The sequence below is a fragment of the Cryobacterium breve genome (assembly GCF_027594785.1).
Lineage (GTDB): Bacteria > Actinomycetota > Actinomycetes > Actinomycetales > Microbacteriaceae > Cryobacterium > Cryobacterium breve_A.
Map to the genome: position 1 here is coordinate 2,502,648 of NZ_CP075584.1, position 11,590 is coordinate 2,514,237.

General features: G+C 68.7%; 7 protein-coding genes and 1 pseudogene. 3 read left to right on the forward strand and 5 right to left on the reverse strand.

Features of this window, described 5'->3' with window-relative positions; genetic code table 11:
* Positions 1-137: 137 nt before the first annotated feature.
* Positions 138-2,378, reverse strand: a complete 2,241-nt coding sequence (locus KIV56_RS12300) for a DEAD/DEAH box helicase (RefSeq protein ID WP_281533661.1) — start codon at positions 2,376-2,378, stop codon at positions 138-140.
* Here KIV56_RS12300 and KIV56_RS12305 point away from each other — a divergent pair.
* A complete protein-coding gene (locus KIV56_RS12305; protein WP_281533662.1) occupies positions 2,326-2,697 on the forward strand; it encodes a hypothetical protein in 372 nt (123 codons plus the stop codon). The genes KIV56_RS12300 and KIV56_RS12305 overlap by 53 nt on opposite strands.
* A gap of 937 nt (positions 2,698-3,634) precedes the next feature.
* Here KIV56_RS12305 and KIV56_RS12310 read toward each other — a convergent pair.
* The 3 genes from KIV56_RS12310 to KIV56_RS12320 all read right to left on the reverse strand — a co-directional run bounded on the left by KIV56_RS12310 (position 3,635) and on the right by KIV56_RS12320 (position 7,275).
* Positions 3,635-4,318 (reverse strand): hypothetical protein, encoded by a 684-nt coding sequence (locus KIV56_RS12310; protein WP_281533663.1) that lies wholly within the window; start codon positions 4,316-4,318, stop codon positions 3,635-3,637.
* Positions 4,319-4,335: 17 nt separating this feature from the next.
* Positions 4,336-5,244 carry a universal stress protein gene (locus KIV56_RS12315; protein WP_281533664.1) on the reverse strand — a complete coding sequence of 303 codons (909 nt, stop codon included), beginning with the start codon at positions 5,242-5,244 and terminating at the stop codon, positions 4,336-4,338.
* 99 nt (positions 5,245-5,343) lie between these two features.
* Positions 5,344-7,275 (reverse strand): primary-amine oxidase, encoded by a 1,932-nt coding sequence (locus KIV56_RS12320; RefSeq protein ID WP_281533665.1) that lies wholly within the window; start codon positions 7,273-7,275, stop codon positions 5,344-5,346.
* A gap of 184 nt (positions 7,276-7,459) precedes the next feature.
* Between KIV56_RS12320 and KIV56_RS12325 the strand changes: the two are divergent.
* Positions 7,460-9,647: pseudogene (locus KIV56_RS12325) on the forward strand (ATP-dependent Clp protease ATP-binding subunit).
* Positions 9,648-9,794: 147 nt separating this feature from the next.
* Entirely contained in the window at positions 9,795-10,841 is a 1,047-nt protein-coding gene (locus tag KIV56_RS12330) for a zinc-dependent alcohol dehydrogenase family protein (protein ID WP_281533666.1), read from the forward strand.
* 111 nt (positions 10,842-10,952) lie between these two features.
* On the opposite strand, the gene KIV56_RS12335 is transcribed toward KIV56_RS12330, so the two are convergent.
* The gene (locus tag KIV56_RS12335) at positions 10,953-11,546 is read right to left on the reverse strand and encodes a nitroreductase family protein (RefSeq protein WP_281533667.1); all 594 of its coding nucleotides are present in this window, start codon (positions 11,544-11,546) and stop codon (positions 10,953-10,955) included.
* Positions 11,547-11,590: the final 44 nt, after the last annotated feature.

Here is an 11,590-nt window from a genome sequence, read left to right on the forward strand (position 1 = left end):
TTCACTCACCTCTGCAGACGGCCAAAAGCCCGGGAGGGCAGACTTCATCAAAATTATAGGTTTGCGGGCTGGGTTGCAAGATGGTTATGCCCCACTACCGGCGATTCTGGCTGAGAGAGCTCACAGCCGGATGGCGGTCAGGACAGTAGTTCGCGGATGTCCGCGGCCGTGAGCGCGGTTCCCCGGGCGCCGTCGGCGGAGAGCACACTGTCGAAGAGGCGTGCCTTGGTTGCCTTGAGCGCCATGACCTTTTCCTCGATCGTGTTCTTGGCGACGAGCCGGTAGACGAAGACGTTCTTGGTCTGGCCGATCCGGTGCATCCGGTCGACGGCCTGCGCCTCGGTCGCGGGATTCCACCACGGGTCGAGCAGGATCGCGTAGTCGGCCTCGGTGAGGTTGAGCCCGAAGCCGCCGGCCTTGAGGCTGATCAGGAAGACCGAATTGCCACCGGTCTTGAACTCATCGATGACCGCAGCCCGGTTGCGAGTCTTGCCGTCGAGGTAGGAGTAGCTGATCCCGGCTGCCTCGAGCCGGGCGCGGGCCCGGCCGAGGTACTGAGTGAACTGGCTGAAGATGAGGGTGCGGTGCCCGCCGGCGACGATGTCCTCGAGCAGTTCGAGGAGCGCGTCGAGCTTTGTCGAGGGGATCCCGTCGTACTTGGCGTCGTACAACCCGGCATCGAGACTCAACTGACGGAGCATCGTCAGGGAACGGAAGATCTCGAAACGGTTCGCGTTCAGGTTCTCGATCAGGCCGAGCACCTTCTGTCGTTCCCGGGCCAGGTGCGTGTCGTAGACGGCCCGGTGCCGGGGATTCAGGGTGAGTTCGAGCACCTGCTCCTGCTTGCTCGGCAGGTCACCGGCGACCTCCTCCTTGGTGCGGCGCAGCATGAACGGGCGGATGCGGCGGCGCAGCTGGGCGAGCCGTTCGTCGTTCGCGTCCCGCTCGATGGGCTTCTGGTAGAAGTCGGCGAAACGCGTGGGGCTCGGGAACAGGCCGGGCGCCGTGATCGACAGCAGCGACCAGAACTCCATCAGGTTGTTCTCGAGGGGGGTGCCGGTGATCGCGAGCTTGAACGGTGTGTCGAGGCGACGGGCGCATTGGTAGGCCCGGGAGGCGCGGTTCTTCACGAACTGGGCTTCGTCGAGCAGGAGACCCTCCCACGGCACCGCGTTGTACTCGTCGAAGTCCAGGCGGAACAACGTGTACGAGGTGATCACGACATCCGCCTCGGCGTGCAAGGCCGCGATGTTCGTCGCCCGTTTGCGCGAGGTCTCCGTGACGGATGCGACGCGCAGGTCGGGCGCGAATCTCGCGCACTCCGCGGCCCAGTTGGAGACGACGCTCGTGGGAGCAACGACGAGGAACGGGTGCGCGGGAGCGGCACTGTCGCGTGCAGCCACCGCGCGGCTGATCAGGGCGATCGCCTGCAGGGTCTTGCCGAGTCCCATGTCGTCGGCGAGGATCCCGCCGAGCCGGTGGTCAAGAAGGAAGCCGAGCCACTCGAAGCCCGACTGCTGGTAGCTGCGGAGGGTCGCGTGCACACCGTCCGGCAGGGGGAGCGTCGGTACCCGCTCAACGTCGGTGAGGCCGGCGACGATGTCGCGCCAGCCGGCGGCCTGGCTGGTGACGACGCCGAGTTCCTGTAGTTCCTCCCAGAGGTCGGCCTGGAAGGGGCTGATGCCGAGGGAGGTCGCGGATGGTTCCTGCAGGCTGCGGGCTTCCTCGATCAGGCGGCGCAAGGTGTGCAGTTCGGGCCGGTCGAGACTGAAATAAATGCCGCTGGGCAGGATGAGAATGTCCTGGCCGGTGGCGAGAGCCCGGAACAGCACGTCGAAGGGCACGTCCTCGCCGTCGATCGACACGGACACCGCGAGGTTGAACCAGTCCCTGTCGTCGAGGCGCTCGCTCGTCCCGACACTGATCACGGGGGCGGAGTCCGCCTGACGGTAACCGACCACGTCGCCGCGCTCGACGACGAGGACGTCGGGGAGAGCGGTGAGTCGAGGCACGACCCCCTCGAGGAAATCGATCATGCCGACGCCCGTGAGTTCGGAATGACCGGACAGCCGGGGCACTCCGCCGCGTCTCGGCGTGAGTTCGACGAGGGGGGCGAGCAGTTCGTCGACGGACCGGAGGATCCGTGCCTCTGCGACGGTGTCGCGGTAGCGGTGCTCGCCGGGAGCAGGCCTCAGTTCGAGGTCGTAGGCGTCGGCACCGGTGCCGGACACGGCACCGGACACGGTGCTCGTGTCTTCGACCGGGCCTGCCTGGTACCGCCATGCCCAGTTCAGGGTGATCCGGGCATCCGCCTGGTGGCTGAGGGTGAGCGCGAGAGCGGGTCGCGGGGTCTCGGGCAGGCTCGAAGGAGGCGTCACGGCTCGTGACGAGCGCGCGATCGCGGAGGTACGGGTAGAACTCGGCGAGGAAGTCGGCCTCGTCGTCGGTGGGCACGTCGATCGACTGGCCGGTGACGGCGAGGTTCCGCAGCTCCCTGCTGACCTCGACCGCGAGCGGGGCAAGAGTCAGCCGGCCGCCGGTCGGGTCCCCGGCGGGGGCGTCCTGCCAGGTGTAGATGCCGTGCGCCGGGTCGCCGGTGAAACCGAACCGGCCGCCGGGCAGTCGGCGCTCGTCGAGCACGACCGCGGGGGTGAGCGCGAGACCGGCCGTTGTGCGGCGGATGTCGAGCTCGAGTGATGCCGGACGCTCATGGATGTGGACGGGATCCTGGGCGCCCGAGGTGGAGATGAGCGGGATTCCGGCGGCCGTCGCCTCCTCGAGCAGGCCCCAGAGCGCCCGGTCGGGGAAGTCGTCGAGCTGGATCCACTGCATCGCCGAGCCGTAGTACGGGCGTCCGGCGAGGTGCAGGGCATAGAGCGCGGAGAGCACCCGCCGTTGGGCGCGCTGCGCGGTGCCCGCGGTCTGGGCGATGTTGTCCCAGGTCAGGGCGCCGCGGATCCAGCGGCCCTGCTTGCCGAGCAGCATCGGCCGGGCGGCGAGATGCCGTCCGCCGGACTGGAACCGGGAGTTGACCGGGGCGAGCACCTGGAACTGCAATGCGAGTTCTGTCCCGGTCTGCGCGGCCGCTTCACCCGGGGTGGGCAGGCCGCCGAGGGCGCTGCGCCAGCGCGGGACGGTCGGCGTCGCCGGCACCGCCGGGACGTGCGGGGACTGGAGTGCATACAGCGCCGGCGGCGCGGACCGTCTGCGGAAGCGGTCGACGTCGCCCTCGTCGACCTCGATCGAGCCCGGGTTGCCGCCGTTCCGGCTTGTGACGAGCAGGGCGGCGACATGCTTGCAGTTCGTCCGCATCGGGCAGGTGCAGAGCCCGGTCGCGCGCACCGCGACCCCGGCGGGATTCAGGATGAACGAGATGGTCACCGTGTACGGCGTGCGACCGGTGCCACGGACCTTCCCGGTCAGCCTCGTGCCCGAGTCGTCCCAGACTTCGGAGAGGACGTGGCCGTTGCGTGCATAACGTTCACCGCGCGAAAAGGCCTGGCTTCCGACGAGGAGGGCGATCTCGTGTGAGCTGAGAGAGTGAGCCATAAGGGGGAGGATGGTTCCTTAGAAGGTCGAACCCCATTCTCCCACGCTTCGGCAGGCGTCACCCGGCGCGGGCACGCCCCGCCGCTCAGCCGCAGAGTTCGTCGAGCGCGCTGGAGGAGTTCGTCAGGTCGATATGAACGACGACGCCCTCCATCAGGGTGAAGACGATCCAGACGGACCCGCCGTCCGAGACGGAATAAACGGTGTCCGTGCCGGGGTACTTGGCGGGGTACTGGACGATGCCCGGATAGGCGGCGAGGAGTTCTGCGGCCGTGCTGCCGACGGTCACGCCCGCCGTCGTGCGCGGCGAGCCGACGGCAAGAGCGGGCGATGCAGCAGCCGTGTGGCCGGTGACCGAGAGCGCCGTGATCGTGTCGCCGTCGAGCGGCGCACGCAGCGATGCGGTGCCATCGGCCTGGAAGTCCGCGACTGTCGGGCAGGCGGCCACCGTGGCGTCGGCGTAGTAGGTCATCGACGGCCGGGCCGCACTGATGCTCCCGCCGTACTCCAGCGGCCCGACGCCGTCGAAGGTGATCAGCCAGGAGCTCGGGTCCTGGGTGTCGATCGCAGGGTCTTCGACGCCGGTCGAGACGATCGGTGTCGCCGTTGGTGTTGCGGTCGGCGCCGCCGCGCTCAAGGTGACGGCGCTCGCGGTTCCTGGCGCCGTCCCGGTGCCCCCGGCGCAGCCGCTGAGGGTCGCCGCTGCGACGGCGGCGACGGCGGCAAGGGCAGCGAATACGTGACGACGACGTGCGGAAGGGCTGGTCATGCGGCCAAACCTACCATCTAGCGCGCCAGCCGGGCGGACGCGCCAGTGGGTACCACGACGAGCGGCACGGGGAGGGCGCTGAGCATGCGGTGGGCGGTGATACCGAGGAAGATCGTCGAGGGCTGGGCGAGGCGGCTCGAACCGACGAAGGCGACTTCGTCCGCACGCCACTCGATGGCCTCGACGGCGGACTCCACGTTTTCGCCCACGGCGACCTCGGTCGTGATGGTGCCCGGTGCAGGCGAACGCGAGGTGAAGTACTCGAGCACCGATTCGAGGTGCGCCGTGCTCTCTGCGGATCGCGCCGCCTCCAGGGCGGGTGTCGTCTCGCCATGCTGGGTGCGCCGGGCGTCGACCTCGACGAGGGTGAGGAAGCGCACATCAACGCGGAAGTCCTGGGTGAACGCCAGCAGAGAATCGAGGAGCGTCGACCAGCCGCGCCGGGTACCGATCGCGCACGTGATCCGGGAGAGCCGTTCCGGGGCCTGATACCCGTGTGGCGCGAGGGCGACGGGCACGGGCGAGGCGTGCAGGAGGGCGTTCGCGACACTGCCGATCGTGTAGCGGCCCCGGATGCCGTGGCGCGAGGCTCCGACGACGATACGGTCGGAGTCGAATTCCGTGACGGCCCTCAGTAACCCGTCGGAGACCGCATCCGCCCAGATCAGGTGCGTCGTGGCCACGACGTCGGCCGGCACCCGTGCCGCGGCCTCGGCGAGCCACTCGAGGCCCTGCTGCTCGAGGAGTGCCTCGAAGTCGGAGCCCGAGGAGCGCAGCCGTGAGGGCGCGACGGTCGAGTGCGGCAGCACGAGGCACACCCGCAACTCGGCGCCGGTCAGCCGGGCGAGGGTCACCCCGAGTTCGATGGCGTCATTGCCTCGATCGGTCGCTTCGTAGGCGACGACGTAGTTCGCTGTCCTGGTCACGTTGGATCTCCTTGGGCTCTCGGTGAAATGTCGGTGGTGCTCGTCTGTGCGCTTCGGGGCCAGTGCTGCTCGGTGCTGCTCGGTGCTACTCGGTGTCGCTCAGTGCTCGTCGTGATGCCCGTGCCCGTGTGCGTGTCCTGAGGCACCCGGTTCCACGTCGAGGGAGGGGTTGCGGTCGAAGAAGCCGACCGGCTTGAGCCAGAACGACACGGTGTCGGCCGGCATGACCGGCCACTCCTCCGGGCGCGTGATGTGGTGGATGCCGAAGACGTACCAGAGCACGATGTCGGCGTTCCGAACCGGGCGCCCGGCGAGGGTCCACTCGGGCAGGCCGTGGTCGACCGCGCTCTGGTTGACGAACTCGCCGCACGGCCAGCGCTGCAGGTCGTCGGCCGGGGTGACCCACACCGTGTGCCCGATCACCTGGGACCGCTGGAACACCGGCGAAGCGGGGTCGAAGAACGACGGGATGGCACCGCCCGGAACGAGCTTGTATGACACCGGGGTACCGAGGCCGTTCGACGTCTTCTCGTTCACGACCTTCCAGCTGCGCTGGGTCGCCCAGTCGTAGTCGTCGAAGCCCTCGGTCTCGAGGGGCGTGTTCCGCTGGGTGAGGGCGAGGCCGAGTGGATTCGCTTCGTCGATCGGCTCGACGTGCGTCTCGGAGCGGAACACCGTGTTCTCGGGCCCGTCGATATCGAGGTCCATCCGGGCGACGATGAAGTGCTGGTGGAAGGGGGCGTAGGTGCGGGTGTCCACGAGGGTGCCGTTCGGGTGCGGCTGGCCCGGGTCGAGGCTCGTGACGACCATGATTCCGGTCGCGCGCACTTCGCACTCCATGTTGCCGTCCTGGTAGAAGCGCCAGTAGACGAGGTATTCATAGTTCGCGACGGTGACGTGGAAGGAGACGACGAGGCGCCGCATCCGCCGCACCTCCGATCCGCCGTCGTGGTCGACGTGCTTCCAGAGCACCGCGTTGTCCTCTTCGTGGATGCAGATGGCGTTGGGGATCGAGTACGGTTCACCGGCGCTGTTGTGCAGCACGGCGTCGAGGTAGCGGATCTCGCCGAGGCAATCGCAGCCCAGTTCGAGCGAGGTGGTCATGAAGCCCAGGCCCCACTCGCCGATGTCGAAGGCCGTGCGCCGGAAGTGGTCGACGCTCGGATCCCGGTAGGGCACGACCATTTCTGCGAAGGAGAGCCGGTTGGCGATCGGGCGCACCCGCTCGCCGTCCCGGTAACTCACCTCGTGCAGCGTCATGCCCTCCCGGTAGTTGAAGCCGACCCGCAGCGACCAGTTCTGCCACTCGACCCGGTGGCCGGTGACGGTGAAGCTCGGCCCCTCCGCCTGCACGATGTCGAGCGGCTTCAGCGGAGGACGCCGGCTCAGGTCCCGGATGCGGGGCGGAACGAGATGCGGCACGTATTCGCCCATCACGGCCGGGCGGTCGACCTCGAACGAGTCCTCGACGTCGAGGAGTTCCATCGTGTTGACATCGATCACGAAGTGCAGTCCGCTCACGGGACCGGCGTACGGATTGGCGCCCGCTTCCGCACGTACCCAGACATCGGACCAGCCGATCCTCCTGCCCCGGAATCGCTCCGGGATGACGGCGTCGCCGTAGGTCCAGGTGTCGATGAAGACGTTGGCGAGATCGGTGATGCCCCGGCGGGCGAGGGCGGCGACCACGTCCGGGTGCGCGCGCAGGGCGGCATCCGCTTCGTCCCATTCGTCGACCGTGAAGTTGGCCTGGACGCCGGGCACCGCGCTCCAGTTGAGCAGGGCGTCGGCGCTGAGGGAGACGATTGCGACCCAGGTGCTGTTCTCTGCCCTGTTCAGCACCACGAGCCGGGCGAGGCGCTCGGGGACCGCCCCTGCACCATCGAAGGCGGCCCTGGCGTGCCGGCTTGGCTCGACGAGTTCGATCGACGCGAAGCGCCAGCCAGGTCCGACACCGCGCTCGCGGGCGAGGATTGCCGCGGCCGCGGTGAATTCGCCCGCCGTCAGCGGGTCGAGGGGATGGAAGGTCATCGGGGCTCCTCGTCTTCGAAGGCATGTTGCCGCGGCGCTGTTGCCCGGCACCGTTTGCGGTCATTATGGCACCGGTACCGCCGATCGCGAGCGCTGGCGTCGGCCTCCGGCTGCCTCTAAAATTGAGCCGATGCGACTCAGCTTTGCCCGTCGGTGGCCGTCGCACGAGAGAGAGGATCTTCCCATGCAAGCAGGCCAGCAGCCGCCCCAGGAAGAGGCGAAGTCTGCACTCGAGAAGTACGGCGTGAACCTCACAGAGATCGCGAAAAGCGGCAAGCTCGACCCCGTGATCGGGCGGGACGCCGAGATCCGCCGGGTGAGCCAGGTGCTCACCCGCCGCACCAAGAACAACCCGGTGCTGATCGGAGAACCCGGCGTCGGGAAGACCGCCGTGGTCGAGGGCCTCGCCCAGCGGATCGTGGCCGGCGACGTGGCCGACTCGCTCAAGGGCAAGCAGCTGGTCGCGCTCGACCTCGCCGCCCTCGTGGCCGGTGCGAAGTACCGCGGCGAGTTCGAGGAGCGGCTGAAGGCCGTGCTCAAGGAGATCAACGACGCCGAGGGCCAGATCATCACCTTCGTCGACGAACTGCACACCCTGATGGGCGCGGGCGGAGGGGAGGGCTCGGTCGCGGCATCCAACATGCTCAAGCCGATGCTCGCCCGCGGCGAGCCTGCGCCTGATCGGTGCGACGACGCTCAACGAGTACCGCGAGTTCATCGAGAAGGACGCCGCCCTCGAACGGCGCTTCCAGCCGGTGCTCGTCGACGAGCCGAGTGTCGAGGACACCGTCGCGATCCTCCGCGGCCTCAAGGAGCGCTACGAGGCTCACCACAAGGTGTCGATAGCGGATGCCGCGCTCGTCGCGGCCGCGTCGCTCTCGAACCGGTACATCACCGCCCGGCAGCTGCCGGACAAGGCGATCGACCTCATCGACGAGGCCGCGAGCCGGCTGCGGATGGAGATCGACTCCGCACCCGTCGAGATCGACGAGCTGCGCCGCAGCGTCGACCGGCTCAAGCTCGAGGAACTCGCCCTCAAGAAGGAGAAGGACGACGCCTCCCGCCAGCGGCTCGAGAAGCTGCGCGCCGACCTGCTCGAACGTGAGGACACCCTGAAGGGGCTCCAGGCCCGCTGGGACAAGGAACGCGCCTCGCTCAACCGGGTCGGCGAGCTGAAGACCCGACTCGACACCGCGCGGAGTGAATCGGAGCGGGCGCAACGCGAGGGCAACCTCGAGCGCGCCTCCCGGCTGCTCTACGGCGACATCCCCGTGATGGAACGCGAGCTCGCCGCTGCCGAGCAGGCCGAGTCCGACGGGCCCCGGATGGTCAACGACCAGGTCACCGCCGAGGACATCGCCGCAGTGGTCGCCATGTGGACGGGCATTCCGGTCGGGCGCCTGCTGCAGGGCGAGACCGAGAAGCTGCTCAATCTCGAGGGCGAACTCGCGCACCGGCTGATCGGGCAGAAGCGCGCCGTGCGCGCTGTCGCCGACGCGGTGCGCCGCAGCCGGGCCGGCATCTCCGACCCGGACCGGCCGACCGGCTCGTTCCTCTTCCTCGGCCCGACCGGCGTGGGCAAGACCGAGCTCGCCAAGGCGCTCGCCGAGTTCCTCTTCGATGACGAGAAAGCCATGGTCCGCATCGACATGAGCGAGTACGGCGAGAAGTTCTCGGTGTCCCGCCTGGTCGGCGCTCCTCCCGGGTACATCGGATACGAGCAGGGTGGGCAGCTCACCGAGGCGGTGCGCCGGCGCCCGTATTCGGTGATCCTGTTCGACGAAGTGGAGAAGGCGCATCCGGAGATCTTCGACGTGCTGCTGCAGGTGCTCGACGACGGGCGCCTCACCGACGGCCAGGGCCGCACCGTGGACTTCCGCAACACCATCCTCGTGCTGACCTCGAACCTCGGCTCGGCGTTCCTGATCGACCCCACCCTCAGCACCGAGCAGAAAGAGGAAGCCGTGCAACTGCTCGTACGGCAGACCTTCAAGCCGGAGTTCGTGAACCGGCTCGATGACATCGTCGTCTTCCAGTCGCTCTCGATGGAGGACCTCGGCCAGATCGTGGAACTCATGATCGACCGGCTCGAGAAGCGCCTCGTGGAGCGCCGCCTCGAACTGGCCGTGACCCCGAAGGCCCGCACCTGGCTCTCCGAACGCGGCTACGACCCGATGTACGGTGCCCGCCCGCTGCGGCGCCTCATGCAGACCGAGATCGACGACCGGCTCGCGACCGCGATCCTCTCCGGCAAGGTGCGTGACGGCGACACCGTGCTCGTGGACCTCGCGGCGGATGAAGACTCGCTCACGGTCGCGCCCGCGCCCGCGGTGCCCGTGCCGCCGCATCCGCTCGACGAGGCCGACCTCTAGGGCCTCTCACGCGCCGACCGTATCACCGCGAAAGCGGGTGAATCGTCGTTCTGAGGTAGTGAAACCGACGATTCACCCGCTTTCGCGGTCAGCGGAACCGGGGCGGCATGACGGGCGGCTCGCGAGGGCGCAAAGTAGGCTCGGAGCATGCGTGCAACTGTGATCTATGGCGAGCGGGACATCCGCCTCGAAGAAGTACCCGACCCGATTCTCTCGACCGGCGGTGACGCGATCGTGCGCGTCGTCGCAGCCTGCGTATGCGGCTCCGACCTGTGGCCGTACCGCGGCGTGCAGCCGACCAAGGAACCGCACCGGATCGGCCACGAATTCGTCGGGATCGTCGAGGAGATCGGCGCAGACGTCACCACGATCAAGGTCGGCGACTTCGTGATCGCCCCCTTCTACGACTGCGACAACACCTGCATCAACTGTCGCAACGGTGTGAGCACCTCGTGCCTGCACGGCGGCTGGTGGGGCGCGGACGACCGGCTCGGCGGCTTCGCCGACGGCGCCCAGGGCGAGCGCGTGCGCGTGCCGCACGCGGACGGTTCCCTCGTCGCGACGCCGGCCCTGCCGACGGATGCCCAGGTCCCCGGCCTGCTGACCCTCGCAGACGTGATGGGCACCGGCCACCACGCCGCAGTCTCCGCGGGAGTGACCCCGGGCAGCACCGTCGTCGTCGTCGGTGACGGCGCCGTGGGCCTCTGTGCGATCATCGCCGCGAAGCGCCTCGGGGCCTCGCGCATCGTCGCCATGTCCCGGCACGCCTCGCGGCAGGTCGTCGCGCGCGAATTCGGCGCGACCGACATTGTCGAGGAGCGCGGCGCCGAGGGCGTCGCGAAGATCCACGAGATGTTCGACGGCATCGGCGCGGACTTCGTGCTCGAGTGCGTCGGCACCAAGGAATCCATGGAGCAGGCGGTTGCGTCTGCCCGCCCCGGCGGAATGGTCGGCTACGTGGGCGTTCCCACCGGCGGCCCGATTGCGATGCAGCCCCTCTTCGGCCGCAACGTCGGGATCAACGGCGGCGTCGCATCCGTGCGCGGCTACATCGAGGAACTCCTGCCGGAGGTGCTCTCCGGGGCCATCAACCCGGGCCGCGTGTTCGACCTCGAGCTTCCGCTCGCCGACGTCGCCGAGGCGTACGCCGCGATGGACGAGCGCCGCGCGATCAAGGTTCTCCTCCGCCCCTAACCGCCCCAAATCGCCCGTAACCGCGCCCTTCCTGGTCGCGAGAGTACGAAAAAGGCCCCTTCGCTTCGCGTGAAGGGGCCTTTTTCGTACTCTCGCGAGGAAGGAGGGGGGTTAGTCGTTGGCGAGGAGGAGCTCGGCGAGGGGCTTGCGGGTGCGCGGTGCGATCTCGCGGGCGTAGAGCTCGGGGGAGAGGGCGTCGACGTCGCCGAGGACGCCGAGCGCAGTCACGGAGACGACGGCCAGGTCGGCGGTGAGGCCGAAGGATGCGGCGATCGTCGCAGCGTCGATGCCGCCGAGCTGGTGCGTGTACAGCCCCTCTTCCTGGGCCTGGATGGTGAGGTGCGCGACCGCCTGGCCGAGGTCGTAACGCGCCCACGGGTTCTCGCGGGTCTCGTCGATCGGCAGGTGCGCGATGTTCACGATCAAGATCGACGCGGAATCCGCCCAGGCCTTGTTGAAGCCCATCAGGCCCTCGTGCACCTTGGCGAAGCTCGCGGTGCCGCGGCGCGCGACGATGAAGCGGGCTGGCTGGATGTTGCTCGCGGACGGGGCCCAGCGGGCGGCCTCGAGGATCGTCGTCAGGGTGGTCTCATCGATGACCGCGGTCGGGTCGAAGCCGCGCGGGCTCCAGCGCTCGGAGAGCGCGGAGAGGAGGGGCGACGTCGTGTCGGCGGCGCGGCTGATGGAATCGGTGATGAGGGTCATGTGCCCGTCTTTCGTCTGGGGTGGGTGGGTTTCTGGGGCGACAC